Annotated in this window: 19 protein-coding genes and 2 pseudogenes; 11 read left to right on the top strand and 10 right to left on the bottom strand. The window is 69.2% G+C overall.

All coding sequences use genetic code 11. The features are described from left to right. Positions 1 to 320: hypothetical protein (locus tag Q1K57_RS00915; protein WP_300077851.1), on the top strand; the 320-nt coding region annotated here is incomplete at its 5' end. Between the two features lie 384 nt (positions 321 to 704). On the opposite strand, the gene Q1K57_RS00910 is transcribed toward Q1K57_RS00915, so the two are convergent. After that, positions 705 to 1451 (bottom strand): AAA family ATPase, encoded by a 747-nt coding sequence (locus tag Q1K57_RS00910; RefSeq protein ID WP_300077848.1) that lies wholly within the window; start codon positions 1449 to 1451, stop codon positions 705 to 707. Between the two features lie 121 nt (positions 1452 to 1572). On the opposite strand from Q1K57_RS00910, the gene Q1K57_RS00905 reads away from it, so the two are divergent. The 3 genes from Q1K57_RS00905 (at position 1573) to Q1K57_RS00895 (ending at position 5467) form a co-directional block, all read left to right on the top strand. Beyond that, complete coding sequence (locus tag Q1K57_RS00905; protein ID WP_300077845.1) at positions 1573 to 2460, top strand: hypothetical protein; 888 nt, start codon at positions 1573 to 1575, stop codon at positions 2458 to 2460. Between the two features lie 275 nt (positions 2461 to 2735). Further along, positions 2736 to 3977, top strand: a complete 1242-nt coding sequence (locus Q1K57_RS00900) for a sialidase family protein (protein WP_300077842.1) — start codon at positions 2736 to 2738, stop codon at positions 3975 to 3977. Beyond that, positions 3929 to 5467 carry a hypothetical protein gene (locus tag Q1K57_RS00895; RefSeq protein ID WP_300077839.1) on the top strand — a complete coding sequence of 513 codons (1539 nt, stop codon included), beginning with the start codon at positions 3929 to 3931 and terminating at the stop codon, positions 5465 to 5467. Before Q1K57_RS00900 ends, Q1K57_RS00895 begins: the two co-directional genes overlap by 49 nt. A 45-nt stretch (positions 5468 to 5512) precedes the next feature. Here Q1K57_RS00895 and Q1K57_RS00890 read toward each other — a convergent pair whose 3' ends face one another. Further along, positions 5513 to 7360: an ABC transporter ATP-binding protein gene (locus Q1K57_RS00890; protein WP_300077835.1), complete on the bottom strand. Its 1848-nt coding sequence runs from the start codon at positions 7358 to 7360 to the stop codon at positions 5513 to 5515. Positions 7361 to 7367: 7 nt separating this feature from the next. Continuing rightward, the gene (locus tag Q1K57_RS00885) at positions 7368 to 7961 is read right to left on the bottom strand and encodes a GNAT family protein (protein WP_300077832.1); all 594 of its coding nucleotides are present in this window, start codon (positions 7959 to 7961) and stop codon (positions 7368 to 7370) included. Positions 7962 to 8299: 338 nt separating this feature from the next. On the opposite strand from Q1K57_RS00885, the gene Q1K57_RS00880 reads away from it, so the two are divergent. From Q1K57_RS00880 to Q1K57_RS00865, 4 genes are all read left to right on the top strand, one after another. Continuing rightward, positions 8300 to 8881, top strand: coding sequence for a hypothetical protein (locus Q1K57_RS00880; protein WP_300077829.1), 582 nt, complete (start codon positions 8300 to 8302; stop codon positions 8879 to 8881). A 380-nt stretch (positions 8882 to 9261) separates the two neighbouring features. Further along, complete coding sequence (locus Q1K57_RS00875) at positions 9262 to 9744, top strand: hypothetical protein (protein ID WP_300077826.1); 483 nt, start codon at positions 9262 to 9264, stop codon at positions 9742 to 9744. Between the two features lie 78 nt (positions 9745 to 9822). Next, positions 9823 to 10515: a hypothetical protein gene (locus tag Q1K57_RS00870; RefSeq protein ID WP_300077823.1), complete on the top strand. Its 693-nt coding sequence runs from the start codon at positions 9823 to 9825 to the stop codon at positions 10513 to 10515. Then, positions 10505 to 10852 (top strand): MGMT family protein, encoded by a 348-nt coding sequence (locus Q1K57_RS00865; RefSeq protein ID WP_300077820.1) that lies wholly within the window; start codon positions 10505 to 10507, stop codon positions 10850 to 10852. Before Q1K57_RS00870 ends, Q1K57_RS00865 begins: the two co-directional genes overlap by 11 nt. Here the strand turns inward: Q1K57_RS00865 and Q1K57_RS00860 are convergent. The 4 genes and pseudogenes from Q1K57_RS00860 to Q1K57_RS00850 all read right to left on the bottom strand — a co-directional run bounded on the left by Q1K57_RS00860 (position 10837) and on the right by Q1K57_RS00850 (position 14398). After that, a complete protein-coding gene (locus Q1K57_RS00860; RefSeq protein ID WP_300077854.1) occupies positions 10837 to 11505 on the bottom strand; it encodes an MFS transporter in 669 nt (222 codons plus the stop codon). The genes Q1K57_RS00865 and Q1K57_RS00860 overlap by 16 nt on opposite strands. A gap of 148 nt (positions 11506 to 11653) precedes the next feature. Continuing rightward, positions 11654 to 11887: pseudogene (locus Q1K57_RS15650) on the bottom strand (MFS transporter); the annotation flags it as partial. Continuing rightward, positions 11884 to 12165, bottom strand: a complete 282-nt coding sequence (locus tag Q1K57_RS00855; protein ID WP_300077818.1) for a hypothetical protein — start codon at positions 12163 to 12165, stop codon at positions 11884 to 11886. The gene Q1K57_RS00855 and the pseudogene Q1K57_RS15650, both read right to left, overlap by 4 nt. 304 nt (positions 12166 to 12469) lie before the next feature. Further along, the gene (locus Q1K57_RS00850) at positions 12470 to 14398 is read right to left on the bottom strand and encodes a M3 family metallopeptidase (protein WP_300077815.1); all 1929 of its coding nucleotides are present in this window, start codon (positions 14396 to 14398) and stop codon (positions 12470 to 12472) included. A gap of 41 nt (positions 14399 to 14439) precedes the next feature. Here Q1K57_RS00850 and Q1K57_RS00845 point away from each other — a divergent pair, with 41 nt between their 5' ends. After that, positions 14440 to 14619 carry a hypothetical protein gene (locus tag Q1K57_RS00845; protein WP_300077812.1) on the top strand — a complete coding sequence of 60 codons (180 nt, stop codon included), beginning with the start codon at positions 14440 to 14442 and terminating at the stop codon, positions 14617 to 14619. A gap of 32 nt (positions 14620 to 14651) precedes the next feature. Here Q1K57_RS00845 and Q1K57_RS00840 read toward each other — a convergent pair whose 3' ends face one another. From Q1K57_RS00840 to Q1K57_RS15645, 3 genes and pseudogenes are all read right to left on the bottom strand, one after another. After that, positions 14652 to 15857, bottom strand: coding sequence for a dicarboxylate/amino acid:cation symporter (locus Q1K57_RS00840; protein WP_300077809.1), 1206 nt, complete (start codon positions 15855 to 15857; stop codon positions 14652 to 14654). Between the two features lie 136 nt (positions 15858 to 15993). Beyond that, positions 15994 to 16422: a hypothetical protein gene (locus tag Q1K57_RS00835; protein ID WP_300077806.1), complete on the bottom strand. Its 429-nt coding sequence runs from the start codon at positions 16420 to 16422 to the stop codon at positions 15994 to 15996. 64 nt (positions 16423 to 16486) lie between these two features. Beyond that, a pseudogene (locus tag Q1K57_RS15645) lies at positions 16487 to 17137 on the bottom strand (MFS transporter); the annotation flags it as partial. Positions 17138 to 17287: 150 nt separating this feature from the next. Here Q1K57_RS15645 and Q1K57_RS00830 point away from each other — a divergent pair. Both Q1K57_RS00830 and Q1K57_RS00825 read left to right on the top strand, forming a co-directional pair. Next, positions 17288 to 18178, top strand: a complete 891-nt coding sequence (locus Q1K57_RS00830) for a LysR family transcriptional regulator (protein WP_300077803.1) — start codon at positions 17288 to 17290, stop codon at positions 18176 to 18178. Between the two features lie 188 nt (positions 18179 to 18366). Then, positions 18367 to 20348: AAA family ATPase (locus Q1K57_RS00825; protein WP_300077800.1), on the top strand; the 1982-nt coding region annotated here is incomplete at its 3' end.

Below are 20348 nucleotides of genomic sequence, written 5' to 3'. Positions count from 1 at the left end.
ATCGAAAGGGCCCACCCGGGATCATCAACGAACAAGCGAAGGAGCACCCTCTGATGAGTGGCATGGTCGGAATGGATATCGCTGGCGTTCGCCAGCTCAGCAAGCTCATGCTCACCAAGGCCGACGAGATCGACAATGCGGCCAAGCAGATCACCAAGCAGCTGAACAGTGTGAAGTGGGTCGGTAACGATGCGCAGCGGTTCCGCAACGACTGGAACGGCCGGCACGCGGCGGCGCTGCGGAACGTGTGTGACGAACTCCGCACGGCGGGTAAGCAGGCCGCCAAGGACGCCGATGAGCAGGAGAAGGCCTCCGCCTAACCCCCACACCCCCCACCCTGCTGGAGCGTCTCGGTCACCACCCCGACCGGGGCGCTCCCCTGTGTGCGGGTGGGGTTGCTTCACGGCCTCCCCTCGGACTCCCCCGGGAGTATCCACGCCGGATAGGTGCAGATACGCCGCGCAGACGCGGCGTTTGTGAACCTAAGCGGCGTCCGGGCGGCCCGAACCGGCGTTTCTGCACCCAACCGGCGTCTGAGGCGTCCCGAGCCGGCGTTTCTGCACCGAACCGGCGTGGGTGTCGGACCGAGCCGGCGTCTCTGCGCCGAGCCGGCGTGTTCGCGTCGAAGGAGCTACAGTGCCTCGTTACCACCGCCACGGTTCACACCTCACGGGCGAGGCTCACGCCGGCGAGGCCCACAGCGGTCAGCGGGACAGGTGGCGGAGAAACCGCTCCGGTGCCGCGAGGAACGTCTTCAGGGTGACCACCATCTCCAGGTCGGCCCAGTCGACCGGGTGGACGCCGGCGGCGTCCAGTTCCCAAATGGTGGCGCCCGGAAGGGCGGCGAGGACGGGTGAGTGGGTCGCCATGAGAACTTGGGTGCCGGGGGCGTCCAAGACGTCGAGCAGGAACGTCACCGCCTTGAGGCTCGAGCTGAACGACAGGGCCGACTCCGGCTCGTCGAGCACGTACAAACCTGGATACGGGCGGCCGCGTGCGTCGAAGAACTTGTCGCCCATGAGAGCTAGGAAGGACTCGCCGTGGCTCTGCTCGTGGAACGACGCCATCCCCGACTCCTCGAGGTAGGTGAAGAACCCATGCATCGTCTCGGCCCGCAGGAAGTAGCCGCCACGCCCGCCGCCGATGCCGCGCACGATCAGCAGGTCGTCGGCCAGTGGCGATTCGCTGCGCCGGCTGGAGTGCATCGCACCCGTCGAGCCGCCCTCGGGGTTCAGTCCGTACGCCTCGGCGATCGCTTCAACCAGCGTAGACTTGCCCGTCCCGTTCTCGCCGACGAGCACCGTCGCCCGTCCGAAGTCGAACCCGTCGCGCAGCAGGGTCGCGACGGCGGGCACGTCATACGGCCAGCCGCGGCGTCCGGTCGGGACGCCGTCGCGCGCCTCCACGCGCCGTACGGGAAGCCCCAGACCCGGGATGCCCGCCTTTGTCATACTCCCAGCCTAGGCGCGCGTAACAGGCTTGTTTCGATTTCCGCCGGGACGATCTGGGCGTCGTTTCCGCTTGAGAATGTGGTTGAATCGAACGCGTGAGACGGATCATCGGCCGGGGACGGTGAGCGCTGCCACCGCCGCGTCCACGCGCATCTGGCGCAGGCTGGGCGCAGTGGCTCGCGAGGCGCTGCTGCGGGGCCTGCCAGCCCCGGAGTTGCGCACGATCCTGGCAGACGTGGCTCGCGTGCGTGCCGCCGAGCTCGAGGACGCCGACCTCATCGATCGGTGGCGTCGCGATCCTTTCCTGACGCCCTCGCCGATCGACCCGCGCGCCTCGTTGCGCGTGCAGACCGCCTTGTGGGAGTGCCTTCCTGCCGAGTTCACCGGCGTCGAACTGTCGCCGCTGACGTCGCTCGGATCGGTGTCGCGGTTGTCCGGGATCGGGCAGAACCGCGTCGTCAGCGCGCTCCGCGGCGGCGAGGTCGTGTTCGATCCGGTGCATCCGCTGGCGCTCGAGGCGTCCCGGCTGCGGCGCAGCGGGCACAGCCGCGTGCACCTGGCGTCGTGTGTGCGGATAGCGCAGGCCTGGGATTCCGGTGAACGCCAGCGGCACGAGCAGCGCTGGGGGCTGATCTCGAGCGCGCCCGACGGCGGCGGCTTCTCCACCGAAGCCGACCTGCTCAACCTGCAGGTGGATTTCTGGCGGGACGCCGTCGGTGCGGTCCTGCCCGGCGGTCGGGTCGAGATCGCCGCCACGGACCCCGCCCTGGCCGAGCATCTTGCCGAGCAGGGCACGTGTGACGGCGTCATCGTCCACCCCACCAGGGACGCCGGCGCTTGGCGGCACCCCTACGTGGGCGGGGCGTTCCGCATCGTGACCGCCGAGGGTGACGTCCTGGGTGACGGGGGCATCGTCCAGTGGACCCAGGCCCTCACCCGCAACCGCAAAGACCGCTGCGTCGTGTCCAGCATCAGCGTTGACGGCGTCGTCGCCGCGCTGGCGCACTGATTCGGTGATGACAGGGCAGGAGGATATGCCCTAGAGTCGGAGACATCATACGTCTGACGTCCGACATTAGGAGTTTCCGGAAGCGTTCTCGCCGTTCCTTCGCCGCGACGCTGGCGGCAGGCCTCTGCAGCGTCGCAGTCGCCGCCGCGCCCGTCCTCGCGGCACCGACCACCGTCGTTCCACCTACCTCGCCGCCCGGTCAGTTCACCGAACAGAACCTCGCTGCCGACCGGACGGGTGCGAACTACTTCTACCGCATTCCCGCCCTGGCCCACGTGGGCGACGGTGTGGTCCTTGCGGCCTGGGACGCCCGCCCAAGCAGCGCGGCCGACGCGCCCAACCCGATCAGCATCGTCCTGCGACGCAGCGTCGACAACGGAGCCACCTGGGGCGGCTACATCATGGTTGCCGCGGGCTTCACCGGCGACGCCACCACCGCACGGTACGGCTACTCCGACCCGAGCTTCGTGGTCGACCGCGAGACCGGCACGGTCTTCTGCTTCTTCCTCTACTCGAAGGACGTTGGCTTCGCGGGAAGCCAGTACGGCACCGACGACGCCAATCGCCGGATCATCAGTTCGGTGGTGGTTCAGTCGCAAGACGGCGGCCTCACCTGGAGCGAGCCCCGCTTCATCACCGACGTCACCAAACCCGGCAGCGCCACCAACCCGCAGCCAGGTGATGTGCGTACCAACTTCGCTTCCTCCGGGGAGGGCATCCAACTTCGCTACGGGCCCCACGCCGGCCGCCTCATCCAGCAGTACTCCGGATACGTGCGTCAGGCGAACGGGTCGGAGGTCTTCCGGGCTTACAGCGTCTACTCCGACGACCACGGCGCAACATGGGTCAAGGGCGCGCCGGTGGGCGCGGGCATGGACGAGAACAAGGTGGTCGAGCTCTCCGACGGTCGCGTCATGCTCAACTCCCGTGACTCGGCGGGCTCCAAGTTCCGCAAGGTCGCTATCTCGACGGATGGCGGACACTCCTACGGCGAGGTGACCTTGGACCGCCAACTGATCGACCCCACGAACAACGCTGCGATCGCCCGCATCTTCCCGGACGCTCCCGCCGGCAGCGCCGACGCCAAGAAGCTGATCTTCACCAACGCGGCCAGCCAGACGGGGCGCGAGAACGTCTCCGCGCGCGTCTCCTGCGACGACGGCCGGACGTGGCCCGGGTTCCGAACGATCAGGCCGGGCGTCTCCGCCTACTCGACGGTGACCCCGCTCGACGGTGGCAAGATCGGCGTCCTGTACGAGGCCAACTACACGAGCAACATGCCCCTGGCCGTTTTCGACGACGTCTGGCTCAACTACGTGTGCGCCCCCCTCTCGACCCCGGACATCACCGTCCGGCCTGGTCAGAGCGTTGATGTGCCCCTGACCATCACCAACCAGGAGGACGCCGCCCTGGCCGCCGGCGCAGCTTCCATCGAGGTGCCCACTGGCTGGACCGCACGACGGCGTCCGTGCCCGACATCGCGCCCGGCGCCTCGGCGACCGTCACGGTCACCCTGACCGCGCCAGGGACAGCGTCCGGTGCGCTGCGCGTGAATGCCGTCTACACGGCCGCAGACGGACGCCGTGCCCACTACGGGACGGTGGTCACCGCGCCGGTGTCGACCGTGACCGGCACCGTCGTCGGAACGCCACCCACCCGCGACGTCGTTGCCAACCCGTACCGCGTGGGCGAGACCCTGCCCTACACGCTGCGCGTGACCAATTCCAGCCAGACCGCCGTCGACATGGTGCCCACCGAGTCCAACTTGGAAGTGGGCTTCGCGCCGCCCTCGCGGCCCAACTACCACTGGCTCGGGCTGGCGGCGGGCGGCGCATACAACTGCTACCCGAGCCACGTCCTGACAGCAGAGGACATCGCACGCGGCTGGTTCCTCCCGACCGCCACCTTCCAGGTCACGGCCACCGGCGACACGTCCAATACGCGCACACTGTCGCTCGGTGCCACGCTGGTGCCCCTGCGCGACCCAGCAGCCGTCGAAGCGACGGCGTCCATTGAGGGCTCCCGAGCCGACGCCGGGCGTGACCTCGCCGCGAATCCGTACGCCGTCGGTGAGCAGGTGCCGTACCAGTTCCGGGTGACGAGCACGTCTCCGTTCGCGACCACGGTCGCGCCCACCGCCGGGGATCTTCGCCCGCTCGTTCCGCCCGGTTCCGGCAACTGCCGCTGGAGCAACCTGGCCGCCTTTGGCAGCTACACCTGCACCACCCCGCGGCACCCGGTCACCCAGGAGGAGCGCGACCGAGGCTTCTTCTGGGCGACGAGCACCTGGAGCGTCACCGCGACGGGGAGGCGCGCCTCCACGTATGAGGTCGATGGTGGCGAGGTGGATGTGGTCGTGCGCGCGCCAGCCCTGGCCGGCGCCCAGAGCGTCGAGTTGGTGGACGCCAACGGGGACCGCTACGCGAGCGTAGGGGAGCAGGTTGTGGTCACCACCACTGTCGGCAACCCCGGAAACGTAGCCCTTGATGATCTGGACGCCGCCGCCGCCGGCATCGACCAGCACACGCTCGCCATCGGAGCGAGTGTGACCGGGCAGCGCAGCATCACCTTGACGCAAGCCGACCTCGACGCCGGTCGGGTGAACGTGCCCGCGCTGGACGTGACGGCGACCAACGGGGAGAAGCCAATGGCCACGACGATCGAAGCGGTGGAGTTTGCCCTGGACGTGAAGCCGCCCAAGCCCACCACCGAGCCGCCCCTGGTCAGGGTCGACTGGGACACGATGACGCCCGCCATCGACCTCGGGACCGCCCGGAAGTACAGCAGGGGAGCCACCGTCGCGTTGCACGGCCTCGAGTACGGCCAGTGGTACTACCTACACCTCGCCAAGGACGGACAACGGATTGGCTGGTTCTTCCCCGAACTGGACGACACGATCACCTTCGTCCTCCCCGCCGACGTGCCGAACGGGGCGACGGCCGTTACGGTGCTCGATGCGTCGGGTGAACTGGTCAGCTTCGCCAAGATCGTGGTGAACCCGCGCTGACCGGTGGACCGCCCGCCTCTTGGTCCGAGTGCGACCAGGGGGCGGTCACGCGGTGATGTCGAACCGTTGCAGCCGCCTGCGGTCACGCTTGGTGCCGGCAGCCTGGAGGGCGAGGAGTTCGGCGTAGATGCCGCCGCTGGTCGCCAGCTCGTCCGGGGTGCCGATCTCGTCGATGCGGCCGTCGCGGAGGGTGATGATGCGGTCGACCGTCGAGATCGTCGACAGGCGGTGAGCGATGATGAGGCTCGTCCGGTCGGCCATGAGCTCGTCGAGACCCGCCTGGACCAGCCGCTCCGAGCGTGAGTCCAGCGCGGAGGTGGCTTCGTCGAGAACGAGGATGGGGGCGTCCTTCAACATGGCGCGCGCCACCGCGATCCGTTGCTTCTGGCCGCCCGACAGCTTCAAGCCCCGCTCGCCGATCTGCGAGGCGTACCCCTCGCGGAGTTTCGCCACGAACTCGTGGACATTCGCCCTCGTCGCGGCCTTCTCCATCGCTGACGCCGATGCCCCCGGGTGGCCGTACGTGATGTTCTCGGCGATCGTCCCCGAGAAGAGCGACGCGTCCTGGAACACCACGCCGATCAGCGACCTGACTTGATCGAGCGGCATCGTCGCCGTGTCGACCCCACCGATGAGGATGGTGCCGGCGTCCGGCCGGTAGAGCCCCATGAGCAGGTTCACGAGAGTCGTCTTGCCGCCCCCGGACTCGCTCACGAGGGCGATCCGCTCACCCCGTGCCACGGCGAACGAGATGCGTTTGAGCACGCAGTCCTCGCCGTAGCCGAAGCTCACATCCTCGAACGCGAAGGCCGGACCCGCGGCGTCCCACCCCCTTGCCGGTGGCACGGGGAGGGACGCCGCCGCCTCGGCTCCCGCGGGGGCGTCGAGGTCGGGCGAGCGGACTTCCCCGATGGTGGCCCGAGGCTCGGGAAGCTCGTCCATGACCTCGAAGTAGCTGCGGCTACCGGCGATGGCGTGCTGGGAGGAGTCGACAAGGTAGCTCATCATCATGACCGGGGTGCGGGCGAGCGCGATCATCTGCAGCAGCATGACCATGTCGCCGAGCGTGAAGGCGCCGGCCGCGGTGCGCCAGAAGATGATGATGTAGATGCCGAAGAAGATGACGTTGAGCGAGCCGCGACGGGCGACGTCCATGAGGTGCCACCAGTGGGACTGGCGGTGGGTGGTGGCGACGGCGGCGCGGTAGTGGTCGTCGAAGGCGGCCAGTTCCTGGCGCTCGCGCACGAAGCTCTTCACGACGCGGATCTGACCGATGACCTCGGCGAAGCGGCCGCCGGCGAGGTCGAGTTCGGCGTTCTTCTCGTGTTCGAGCTTCTGCCAGCGACGTGAGGTGAGTGCGGTGAGCCAGGTGAAGAGCGGGTAGACGATGAAGAGGAGCAGAGCGAGGGGCCAGTAGTAGGAGCCGGCGATCACGAGCACGGCGCCCACGGTGATGAGTGTCGGGAAGAAGTTGTTCGAGAAGGTCTGGAGGAACTGGGTGATCTCGGTGATCGAACGGTGCAGGCGGTTGATCACCGTTCCCGTCAGCTGGGTGTCGAAGTAGCGCTGGGGCAGGCCGAGCAGTTTCGAGTAGTAGCGCGACGACAGGATCGCCCGCAGGCGCATCGCCATCGTGTCGCCTAAGTAGCCGCCCACGTTGCTGAGGACCGTGTTGGCCAGTTCGACCACGAGCAGGCCGACTGCGATCCAGACCAGCATGCCCAGCCCTCGGCCGCCGCCGCCGACCTGCGCGACCACCTCGTCGGTGGCGAGTTTCGTGAGGTATGGCGTCAGGAGCGAGGTGGCTGCGATCAGCACCGACGCGCAGATGATGCCCACATAGCGGGGGGTCAGTTCGCGGGCCTCGCGGAGGGCGCGGAGGATGCTGTTCATCGGCTCCTCATCGGTGGGTGGCGAGTAGGTGGGTCAGGTGGCGCTGCACGGCGGGCCAGTCTGCGTCGGTGATCGCGTACTGCGCGGTGTCGGTCACAGTGCCGTCCCGCAGGATGCGGTCGTTGCGGATACGGCCCTCGAACGTGGCGCCGATGCGCTCGATCGCCCGGCGCGACGGGGTGTTGTACCACGTGGCCCGGAACGCGACGCGGCGGCAGCCCCACTCTTCGAACGCGTGCCGGAGCAGCAGGAGTTTGCTCTCGGTGTTGGTGCCGGTGCGCCGTGCCGACGCCGAGTTCCACGTGTAGCCGATCTCCACCGCCGGGATGGCCGGCAGCGGGTTCAGGAAGGTCGTCACGCCGACCACGCGGTCGTCGGCGATACGGCGGCAGGCGAAGGGGAGCAGGAGGTGGCGTTGGGCCCAGTCGAGCTTGGTCGCGATGTCGGCGGCGACGGCGTCCGGCTGGGGGGCGCTGGTGTACCAGAGTTCCCAGACCCGCCCGTCCTGCACGGCATCCGTAACGGCGTGCACGTGGCTCGCGGTGAGGGGCTCGAGGGAAACGAGGTCTCCGGTCAGCGTGACCGGGTCGAGGAACGCCATGGATCGCACTCTAGAGGCTCGCTCGGACAGCGGGACGAGCCGGTGATGCATACACCGCTGGTCGGGAACCGACGTCACCGAGCGGAGCGGAACTGCCCGCACGGCAGAACCCGTGTGCAACTCCGTGCTGCGAAACCGGTGCTGGAGGACTCGTTGTGCAGCACAGACCCGCACACGCCGCGACTCGGCCGTTGTCCGGTGCCGCGGTCGCGGGGTTCTGTGGACGACGAACTGACGTCGGCACGTGGGCTGTGGATAACTGGTGGACGCCTGGACGCTTCCGCTTGCACCTGTGCCAAGCTGGTTTCCGTTGCGGCCAACTACCCCCAGGAGGCATCGTGATGCAACGCATCCATGCAGTCGGACTGCTCGCCGCTGCAGCGCTGTTGTGCAGTTCGTGTACGCCCGTAGTTGTTGAGACGCCCACCCCGACGCCGGTGGCGACGTTGCAGTGCCAGGGCGAGTTCACTGAAGAAACCCACCCGTGCGATCAGGCCGAGTATGACGCCGTGGCCGCCCGCGACGCGCAGTACGAGGAGGCAGAGCGAACGTTCCGCCGGGTGGTTGCCCTTCTCTACGAGTTGCGTTCGCAGAGGCGGCCGATGAACGATGAGCTATCCGGGCTTGTATCGGGCAGCTATGGGCAAGGTGTCGAAGAGACATTGCACGACGGGCTGACCAGTGACATCGATTTCTCGGGACAGCCCGTGGTGGTCTGGGTGACCCGAGAGAACACTTCCGATGGGGGTTCAACGCTGGCGCTGCAGGCGTGCACTGCTCCGGGGACAGCAACACTAGAATCCAACGGGTTCAAGATGACTCCGAAGACGTATCGCGAGCAGCTGTACTTCACGCAGATCGACGGGCGGCTTCGGCTGTCGAGCAACAGGGTCGCGGAGGTCACCTCGTGCGACGGCTAGCGTTGAGGGTCCTCGTCGTGCTGGTGCTGGTGCTCGTGCCGCTCTGTGCGAATAGCGTTCACGCCGATTCAAGGAGCCGACGGACAGACGCAGTGCAATTCAACGCGCAAGGCAACGCCGCCTCGGTAGCCGCTGCTGCCTTCGAAGCGTCTCGTGTCGCCGACGGGGGGACCAGCGGTCGGGGCGGGTCGCGCCGGTCGGGTCCTCCTGCGCCGGATCCGTTGGGTGATTACAAGAGTCTGCGGGCGTTGGCCCAGGAGATTTGGCAGGCGTACGTCGCGGGCCTGCCGGAGTGTCAAGGGCCGTTGGCGGTGACGAACCCGGTGTGTCAGTTCCCTGAGACTGGCGTTCCGCTCGCGGCCGCGCCGAGCCGGGAGTCGGTGGCTGCGATTGCTCGGCAGGCGGCGTTGTCGATGACTTTGCCGGATCCGGATATCAAGGTGGGTCCGGAGCCCGAGCGCAACGAGTGGGACATGGCGGTGGTGGGCTATCCGTTGTGGCTGTGGACGACCACGCCGTCCACGATGAGTTCGTCCTTGTCGGAGTCGGGTATCACGCTCACGTTGGACGCGTCGCGGCGGGGGGTGGTCTACGACATGGGTGACGGGAAGCAGGTGGAGTGCACCACGTCGACACCCTGGACGCCTGCGGTGAAACCGGCCGCTCCGTCGCCGGATTGTGGCTACACGTATGCGTGGCCGTCGTTGCCGAAGGGCTCTTACACGGTGACGGCGCTGAGTGTCTGGGATGTGCAGTGGTCTGCGTTGGGTTATTCGGGCACGGTCGAGGTGCGCACGTCCGCGTCACGGCAGTTGCCGGTGGGTGAGCTCCAAGCCGTCGTCCTCGCCGACGACAACGGCTGAGACAGGGCGGTCCCATCAAGGGCGCACGCCAAGGCTTTCCGCGTGCGTGGAACAATGGCGGGACCCAGAAAGGACGCCATGCTTCTCCGCTCAGCCACCGAATCCGGACGCCGAACACTCACTTTCCGCCTGCCCGGTGATCACGGGCATGTGAGCGTCTGTGGCACGTTCAACGACTGGACGCCGGAGGTGCTCGTCATGGAGCACGCCGCGGATGGCTGGCTGGAGGCATCGGTGGAGGTACCGTCGGCCGAGCCGGTCATCTTCCGGTATCGCGGCGAGAACGACTGGTGGTTCGACGAACTGGACGCCGACGACATCACCGGCGAGGGCAGCGTCGTCGCGCCCGACCCGACCGACAAGCCCCGCACAGCTGCGGAGGTCGCCGCGGTGAAGGAAGCGCGGCTCCGCAAGAAGCGCGTCAAGGTCACCCAGGAGGCCGAGAAGCGCCGCCGCGACATCGAGAAGAGGCACATCGAGGCCGAGAAGAAGGCAGCCAAGAAGGCGGCCGAGGCCGAGGAGTACGCCCGGAAGGTCGCGCGCAAGGCCGAGAAGGCGGCCACAGAGGCACGCCGGGCGGTCGCCAAAGCGGCCAAGAAAGCCCAGAAGGCGAAGCTGGCCCACCGGCTCGAGGCGCAGCGCCGCGCCGAGGCCGGCCGGCAGGCGGCCGCGGCCGCACGGGAGGCACGCCAGGCGCAGGCGGCGGCGTCCGAACCGCTCTCGGTGGCGAGCGAGCCCCAGAACGAGGAGCCGGCAAGCGGTGACGCCTGACGCCGTCGACCGGGTGCTGCTGGCGGTGGTGATGATCCCGCCGGGGCGGGTGGCGTCTTACGGGGACATCGGGGCGCTCGTGGGCGTAGGCCCACGACGGGTGGGGTCGATCATGGCCCGGCAGGGCGACGGCGTGCCATGGTGGCGGGTGCTGGGGGCGTCCGGGGTGTCGCCCGTGCTGGACGCCGCGCTGCCACACTGGCGCCGCGAAGGCATCGCAGTGCGCCGCGACGGGCGCGGCTGCCGCATGGCTGACTACCGGGCGGATCCGCACCAACTGGCGGCTGACTATGCCTTCGCCGCGGCCGAACGCGGCAGGCCTCAGCCGACCGGCTGAGGCGCAGGGTCGGACGCCGCCACTCGCGGCCCGCGCATCGTGAGGACGACGGCGGCCGCCGTCAGGCACAGGATCGCCGCGATGTACCACGACTCCACGTAGGACCCGGTGAGCTCGCGCAGGTTGCCGGCGAGGGTCGCGCCCGCGCCCGCGCCGACCATGTGCGAGGCGAACACCCAGCCGAAGACGACGCCCGACCGCTCCAGCCCGAAGTACTGGCGGCACAGGGCGTCGGTCGGCGGCACGGTGGCGACCCAGTCGAGGCCGTAGAAGATGACGAAGAACCACAGACCGCCGGAGATCTCCGGCCCGATGACGCCGGGCAGGAGGAAGAGGGCGAGGCCGCGTCCCCCGTAGTAGAGGGCGAGGAGGAGGCGCGAGTCGACCCGGTCGGTGAGCCACCCGGAAGCGACCGTGCCGATGATGTCGAACGCCCCGATCATCGCCAACAGCATCGCGGCGAGCATCGTGTTCATGCCGTAGTCGGCCGTCGCGGGAATGAAATGCGTCTGCATCAGCCCGTTCGTCGACCAGCCGCACACGAAGAACGACGCCATCAGCGCCCAGAACGGCCAGCGCCGCGCGCCGAGCGCGAGGGCGTCGAAGGTGGTGCGCACGGCGCCCCGCTCCCCGGGGGCCGGCTTCGTCGAGATCGGACGCCGCCGGCGGGTGTTCGGCGGCGGCTGAGACCAGGGGCGTGTCGAGGGCGATCTCGGGTTCGCCGTAGGGCTGGAGGCCGAGGTCGGCGGGGCGATCGGCCATGAGGGCGAGCACGAGCGGAACGAGGGCGAGCGAGACGAGGGCGACCGATCCGGCGGCCCAGCGCCAGCCGGGTCCCTCGGCGAGGGCGGCGATCACGGGCAGGAAGCTGAGCTGACCGGTCGCGTTGGCGGCGGAGAACAGCCCCGTGACGAGGCCGCGGTGGCTGGAGAACCAGCGGTTCGCCACGATCGCGCCGAGGACCAGCGCCATGGCGCCCGTGCCGACGCCAGTGAACAGGCCCCAGAGAACCCACAGCTGCCAGGGTGCGGTCATCGCGGTGGTGAGGGCGCTCGAGACCCCGACGACGGCGAGGGCGGCGCCACCGTGCGCCGGACGCCCCAGCGCTCCATGATCGCGGCGGCGAACGGTGCGGTGAGGCCGTAGAGAACGAGGTTGATGGAGACTGCGGCCGAGGTGACGCGGCGGTCCCAGCCGAACTCGGTCTCGATGGGGATGAACAGCACTCCCGTCGAGGAGCGGAACGCCGCCGCGGAGACGAGGGCGAGCAGCGTGACGAACGCGACCCACCACGCGCGGTGCATCCGTCTCACGTCGGCCTCTTTCTCGGTCAGGGTAGGGGGTGGGGGTACGCGCGCGGTGGGCGTCCCGGGCGGCGGCCATCGGCCGGGCAGACGCCGGATGGGGACGGTGGGGGCGCGGACGGTCGGAATCCAGACGGCTGGGTATCCGGACGGTGGGGCATCCGGGGCGGGGGCGTCCCGCTGTGACCTGCTCTTTCTGGCATAGGAAATCTCGGCACGTGACGAGATTTCCAATGTCAGAAACGTGACCGCCCCCGGGAGCCCCGGGAGCCCCGGGAGCCGGGGGTCAGGGGAAGGGAAGGCCCCGCGGAGGCTACTCCGCGAGCCAGGCGGCGTAGGCGTCGAAGCTGTAGTCGCGGCCCAGGAAGTCGCGGACGAGATCGGCGGCGTCCTTCGTGCCGCCCGGGACGAGGACGCGGTCGCGGTAGCGGTCGGCGACCTCGCGGTCGAAAAGGTTGTTGCGGTCGAACGCGCTGAACATGTCCTTGGCGATGACCAGCGACCACATGTACGTGTAGTAGCCCGAACCGTAGCCGTCGAGGTGCCCGAACGAGGTGGGCATGCAGGTGCCCTCCACGTAGGGGAACAGCGAGTAGCGCTCCTGCAGTTCCCGGGTGCGCTCCACCAGATCGGTGGGGTTCTCGAGGTGGAGGTAGTAGGACAGGGCGGCGTAGAACATTTGCGTCCGCGCGAAGTAGCCCTTGCCGAAGTCGTCGGCGCGGCGCATGCGCGCCACGAGGTCGGGCGGGATGGGCGAGCCGGCGGCGTCCGTCGCGAAGGAGGCGAGCACGTCGGCGTCCCACGCCCACTCCTCGAGCATCTGGCTGGGGGCCTCGACGAAGTCCCACTCGGTGGCGACGCCGGAGAACTCGTTCCACCGCTGGTGGCCGCCGACGAGGTGGTGCACGAGGTGCCCGAACTCGTGGAACAGGGTGGTGACGTTGTCGTGCTCCATCAGCCCGGTGGGGAAGTTGCACACGAGCGTGCCCTCGGGCAGCTGGACGCCGCGCACACCGTTCGTGAGCGTGAACTGAGCAGCGTGCTTGAACTTGCCCTCGCGCGGGTGGAGGTCGAGGTAGATGCGGCCGACGGTCTCGCCGTCGTCGGAGCGGGCCACGTCGTACGCCGTCACGGACGGATGCCACACGGGCAGGTCGTCGCGCGGGGTGTAGGTCAGGCCGAAGAGGCGGCCGGTCACGTCGAGCAGGCCGGCGCGGACCTTGGCGAAGTCGAAGTAGGTGCGGACGAGCTGCGCATCCACATCCAGCTTCTCCCGCCGGTGCACCTCGGCGTAGTAGCTCGCGTCGGAGGCCTCGACGCGGTCGGCGTCCGGTCGGTCCTCTCGCAGCCGCTCGAGCAGGACGCCGACGTCCCGCTGGGCCGGCTCGAGGGCGGCGGCGGCGATGCGGTCGATGAACTCCGGAATCGCGGCACCGGTCTTGATCATCTTGACCTCGGCGTCGAAGTCGGGCCAGTTGTCGTAGCCCAGCAGCCCGGCGAGTTCGGCGCGCAAGGTGAACAGCTCGCGCAGCACGTCCACGTTGTCGGGGTAGCCGATGGTCAGTTGCTCGACGAGCAACGCGCGGCGCGCCTCGGCGTCGTGGGCGAAGGTGCGGAAGGGGATGGCGTCGGGGTAGTCGGTGGTGACGGTCACGAGGCCGTCGTCGTCGGCGGGGTGGGCGTCGATCCAGTCCTGCGGCAGGCCGGCGAGTTGCTCGGGCCGGACGCGGAGGGAGCGCGTGCCCTCGCGGATGGTCCGCGCGAAGGTCTGGCCCAGCACGGTGAGCCGGTCGCGGAGGTCCTTGATGCGGCCGCGGGTCGCCTCGTCGGCCGCGACGCCCGACCGGCGGAACGACCGCAGGATCTTCTCGAGCAGCCGCGTCGACTCGGAGTCGAGGGTGTGGTGGTCGAGCCCGACGAACACGGCGTACAGGTCCGGATCGAGCCCGAACTCCGTCGACAACTGGCGGGCGGCGAGCGACGCCTGCTCGGCTGCCTCCCGGACGCCGGAGTCCGGATGCACCTCGCTGAACAGCTCGCAGCGCGCGATCGTGTTGCTCAGCGCGACCTCGATGTCGTTCCACGCCGTCAGGGTCTCCTCGGCTGTCGCGGGCGGATTCTCCTTGAGGGCCGCGACGCCGGCGCGGGCGGTCTCCATGTCGGCGGACGAGAAGTCGGCGATCCAGGCGAGGTAGGCGTCGGCGTCCGGCGCCGGCAGGTCGAGCGGCTTGAGTTCGGTCACTCGGCCAGCCTAGTGGGCGCCCGGCTGGGCAGAATGTGGCGATGAGTGCACCCAACCGCGACGGGCTGCTCGCCCGGATCAAGCGGTTCTTCGGCCGCGACGAACGGCGCCCCGAGACCCCGGAGGAGGCCGAGCGGCGCCGAGTCCAGCAGCGGCGCGCGCACGAACGGCAGCGGTTCCGCGGCGAGGCGCACGTCCTGCGCAACCCTGACCGGCGGTGACCGGCCGCGCCTGACCCTCGTGGCCGGAGGCCTCAGCCAGCGATTCCGTCGAGTTCGAGGGTGGGCGGCTCGGTGATGGAGCCGCGGCTGAGCTTGTCGATGACGAGCGCAATCGCGGCGTCACCCGTGACGTTGGTGGCCGTGCCGAAGCTGTCGATGGCGATGTAGGTGGCGATCATGAGGCCCACTTGCGGCTCGGTGAAGCCCAGCATCGACGACAAGAGCCCGGCCGCCGTCATGATCGCACCGCCCGGCACGCCCGGCGCAGCCACCATCGTGATGCCGAGCATCATGACGAAGCCCAGCATGAGCCCCACGTCGATGGGGATCCCCTCCAGCACCATGATCGCCAGCGCGAACGAGGTGATCTTCACGGTCGACCCCGCCAGGTGGATCGTGGCGCACAGCGGGATGACGAACGCGGCCACGGGCTCCGAAACGCCAGCCTTGATGGCCTGCCGCAGCGTGACGGGAATGGTCGCGGCCGACGAGGACGTGCCGAGCGCGGTGACGTAGGCGGGCATCATCGTGCGCAGCGCCGCGAACGGGTTGCGGCGTGCGATGAGGCCGGCGACCCCGTACTGGATCAGCAGCAGCACCACGGTCAGCGCGAACACGTACACGATCACGCCGATGAATGTCGCGATGATGGTGAACACCTGGCCCGCCAGCGTCATGTTGAGGAAGATGCCGAAGATGTACAGCGGCAGCAGCGGGATGAGGATCTTCGCAATCACCTGTTCGACGATGTGCCGCAACTCGACGAAGCCCCGCTGCAGGGCCGTGGTGGGCACGAGGGTCAGCCCGACACCGATGACGAACGACAACAGCAGGGCAGTCATCACGCCCACGACGGGCGGCATGTCGATGGTGAAGTACGCCGTCAGCAGGGCGTTCTCGGGGTTGTCGAGCGAGGTGGGGGCGGAGCCCGGAGTCAGCATCCGTGGGAACACGGCCAGGCCGGTGAACAGCGCGAGGAGCCCGGCGAAGATGGTGGACCCGTAGGCGATCGCCGCCGTCACGCCCAGCCACTTGCCCGCCCCCCGGCCCAACTCGGAGATGGCGGGGGTGATGAGCGCGATGATGATGAGCGGGATCGCGAACGACAAGAAGTTGCCGAACAGCCCGTTGAACGTCACGAAGATCCGTGCGAGCCACGCGGGGAAGAACAGGCCGCACACGATGCCGAGCGCGATGGCGATGAGGATCTTCGGCAGCAGGCCGAGGCGAAGCGTCATGGGTTCCTCCGGGATGGTGGGGCGGCCCTCGCGTGACGGGCCGCCCCACACGGTAGGGCAGCCGGACGCCGCGGGTGCGCTCCTCTCGGGGGTCGGGCCTGAAGGTTCCTGCCCACGTTCGTGACCGTGGGAGGGGTCAGTGCGAGGCCGTGAGCGACCTTCGGGCCCCGGCCCACGCAACCAGTCCCAGACCGAGGATGGCCACACCAGCGGCCACCACCGCCGACCAGCCGCCCCAACCCCACAGCGCCGCGGCCAGCGCGGACCCGGCCGCGCCGAAGACGAAGTTGCTGGTGACGAGCGCCGTGTTGAGGCGGCTCCGCGCATCGGGCGTCAGCGCCAGCAGTCGTGCCTGGGTGAGGACGCCAGCGCCCTGGATGCCGATGTTGAGCAACAACCCACCGACGAGGATCGGCAACAGCGACGCGGCCCCGAACCAGGTGATGCCCATCCCGAGCAGCGCGATCGCACCGAAGGCGCCCAGGGCGGGGTAACCGACCCCCCGGTCCTCGAGGGCGCCGACCCGGAGGGCCGCGACGGCCCCGCCGATGCCGACGAGGCTCACGAGACCGATCTGGGCTGTCGAGTGCCGAAGGAGCGGCGCTGAGCAGGAAGGTGGCGGCCGTCCAGAACAGGTTGAAGACGGCGAAGAAGCAGCCGGCGATCAGGAGGAGCCAGCGGGCGGCCGGGATCCCGAACGTCGTGGTGAACACGGACACGATCAGGCGGGGGTAAGGCGTGGTGGCGCGTCCGGGCAGGACCGGCAGCGCTCGGGCGATGAGCACGAGCATCACCACCGTGATGAGCGCCGCCACGCCGTACACGGCTCGCCACCCGAGCGCCGCCGCGATCAGTCCGCTGACGGTGCGGGCGACGAGAATGCCGATGAGGGCACCGGACACCACCGTGCCCACCGCGCGCCCGCGCTCCACGGGCGTGGCGAGGTCGCCCACGAGCGGGATGATGATCTGCCCGGCCACGCTGGAGAGCCCCACGAGTGCGAGCGCCACCGCGAGGAGCACGAAACCGGGGGCAAGCGCGCTGGCGAGCAGGGCGAGGACGCTGACACCCAGCACGGCAGGGATCAGCCGGTGGCGCGCCAGCGAGTCGCCGAGCGGCACGACCAGGAGGATGCCGAGCGCGTAACCGATCTGGGTCATCGTGACCAGCAGGCCGGTCGCGGTGGGGGCGACGCCCAGGTCGCTCGCCATCTGCACCAGGAGCGGTTGGGCCCAGTAGAGGTTGCCCACCGCGGCGCCGGCCGTGATGGCGAAGACCACCGTGAGGCTGCGGGTGAGGCCGGGGGCGGCGGGAGAAGTGGTGTCAGTCACCCCACCATCGTCCCGGCCGAAGGATGCGGGTGAAGGCGTCTCCACGCTAACCTTGCATGAGCTACAGGTTTATGCCAGCGGCGGAACGGGGGACAGCCCATGCACGACCCACGGCTGGAGACGTTCTTGCAGGTCGCCGAACGCGGCAGCTTCGCCAAGGCTGCTGAGGCCCGATTCATGTCCGCGGTGTCCGTGATGAAACAGGTGAACGCGCTGGAGCGTGGCGTGGGCGTCCGGCTGGTCGAGCGCAGCAACCACGGGGTCACGCTGACGGAAGCAGGACGCACCTTCGCCGAGGACGCCCGGCGTATGGTCGCGTTGTCGGCGGAAGCGGCTGAGCGTGCCCGGCGGGCCGCGGAGCCGGGCAGGCACGTGATGCGGGTGGGCACGTCGCTGCTCCGCCCCTGCCGGTTGCTCGTCGACCTCTGGACGCGGATCGGTGGGGACAATCCCTTCCGGCTCGAGATCGTGCCGTTCGACGACGAGGGCAGCCGGCTGATGGCGACGCTCACGGCGGTGGGCCGTGAGCTCGACTGTTTCCTCGGCCCTTACGGGGCGCTCGTCTACCGTGAGCAACTCGGCGTGCTGCCGCTGAGGGACGAGCCGTGTCGCCTGGCCGTGTCGCGCGGTCACCGGCTCGCCGGGCACCGGCGACTGACGTGGGACGACCTGGGGGGAGAGACTCTCATGCTCGTGCCCCGCGGGGTCACGCCCCAGATCGATGGTGTCCGCGACGAGGCCGGACGCCGGGGTGTGACCGTCGTCGACGGGCCGCCCTTCTACGACGTGACCACCTTCAACGAGGTGGAGCGCAAGGGCGTCCTGCTCGTGACGCTCCAGATGTGGGGAGATGCCCACCCCGGTTTGGTCACCCTCCCCATGGAGTGGGACGTGACTCTTCCCTACGGGCTGCTCCACGCCGCCGAACCCGCGCCTGCGATGCGGGCCTTTCTGGAGGTCCTCCGAGCGGCGGTGACCGGCGGCGCGTGACGCCATTCACACTCCACGAAGCCGTCATCGCGCGCCCACGCTGAAGCGCGGCGCCGAGGTGTCGTTGAGTGTGAATCTGGCCTCACCGCGGGCGTCTGACCCCACCCTGACGGGGGAATAGAAGCTCCGATATGATGGTTGAGTCTCGTGGACTCAATTTCGTTTCGTACCCCTCGTGGAGGAAAGCAATGGACACTGCCAAGCTCACCACCAAGAGCCGTGACGCGGTCTCGGCTGCGCTCCGCAACGCCCTCACCGCGGGCAACCCGCAGGCCGAGCCGAGCCACCTGCTGCACGCGCTGCTCATGGTCCCCGACAACACGGTCGGCACGCTGCTGACGGCCGTCGGCGCCGACCCGGCGAAGGTGGACGCCGCCGCCCAGGCCGCCATCAAGAAGCTCCCCAGCTCGACGGGCAGCTCGGTGCAGCAGCCCAGCCTGTCCGGCGCCTTCGCGCGAGTCGTCGCCGACGCCGAGACGCGCGCCGAGCAGATGGGCGACGACTTCGTCGCCACCGAGCACCTGCTCATCGCGCTGGCCGCCGTGGCCTCCGACGTGCAGTCGGTGCTCACCAAGGTCACCACCCCCAAGAAGCTCACCGAGGCGTTCAACGCCGCCCGCGGCGGTAAGCGGGTCACGAGCGCCGAATCCGAGGGCGGCGAATCGGCCCTCGAGAAGTATTCGGTCGACCTCACCGAGCGCGCCCGCGAGGGCAAGCTCGATCCGGTCATCGGCCGCGATTCCGAGATCCGCCGCGTCGTGCAGGTGCTCAGCCGCCGCACGAAGAACAACCCGGTCCTCATCGGCGAGCCCGGCGTCGGCAAGACCGCCGTCGTCGAGGGGCTCGCGCAGCGCGTGGTCGCGGGCGACGTGCCGGACTCGCTCAAGGGACGCCGCGTCGTCAGCCTCGACCTGCCGAGCATGGTGGCCGGCGCCAAGTACCGCGGCGAGTTCGAGGAGCGCCTCAAGGCCGTCTTGGCCGAGATCAAGGAGTCTGAGGGGCAGGTTGTCACGTTCATCGACGAGCTGCACACGGTGGTTGGCGCCGGCGCCACGGGCGACTCCTCCATGGACGCCGGCAACATGCTCAAGCCCATGCTCGCCCGCGGCGAACTGCGCATGATCGGCGCGACCACGCTCGACGAGTACCGCGAGCGCATCGAGAAGGATCCCGCCCTGGAGCGCCGCTTCCAGCAGGTCTTCGTCGGTGAGCCCAGCGTGGAGGACACGATCGCGATCCTGCGCGGCTTGCGGGAGCGCTACGAGGCGCACCACAAGGTCCGCATCACCGACGGGGCGCTCGTCGCCGCCGCCCAGTTGTCCAACCGCTACATCACGAGCCGCCAGCTGCCTGACAAGGCCATCGACCTCATCGACGAGGCGGCCTCCCGCCTGCGCATGGAGATCGACAGCTCTCCGGAGGAGATCGACCAGCTACGCCGCGACATCGACCGCATGACCATGCAGGCCTTCGCCCTGGAGAAGGAGACCGACGAGGCGTCCACCGACCGCTACGCCCGGCTGAGCGCCGAACTGGCCGATGCGAAGGAGGAGTTGCGCGGTCTCGAGGGTCGCTGGGAGGCCGAGAAGCAGGGCTTGAACCGGGTCGGCGAGATCAAGGCCGAGATCGACGCCCTGCGCGCCGAAGCCGACCGCGCCCAGCGCGAGGGCGACCTCACCCACGCCTCCGAGATCCTGTACGGGCAGATCCCGGCGTTGGAGTCCGAGCTGGACGCCGCCGCCGAAGAGGACGCCTCCCGTACCCCCATGGTGGCCGAGGAGGTGTCGGCCTCCGATATCGCCGAGGTGGTGAGCAGCTGGACCGGCATCCCGGTCGGCAAGATGCTGCAGGGCGAGAGCGAGAAGCTGCTCGGCATGGAGGGCGAACTCGGACGCCGCCTCATCGGCCAGCGCGAGGCCGTCCGGGCGGTGTCGGACGCCGTGCGCCGCAGCCGCGCGGGCATCTCCGACCCGAACCGGCCGACCGGATCGTTCCTGTTCCTCGGCCCGACGGGCGTCGGCAAGACCGAGTTGGCCAAGTCGCTCGCGTGGTTCCTCTTCGACGACGAGCGGGCCATGGTGCGCATCGACATGAGCGAGTACGGCGAGAAGCACTCCGTGTCGCGCCTCGTCGGGGCGCCTCCTGGCTACGTCGGCTACGAGGAGGGCGG

The organism is Propioniciclava sp., from assembly GCF_029977985.1.
In the GTDB taxonomy this organism is placed as follows: Bacteria; Actinomycetota; Actinomycetes; order Propionibacteriales; family Propionibacteriaceae; genus Propioniciclava.
This window is presented reverse-complemented; position numbering and strand designations above follow the sequence as displayed.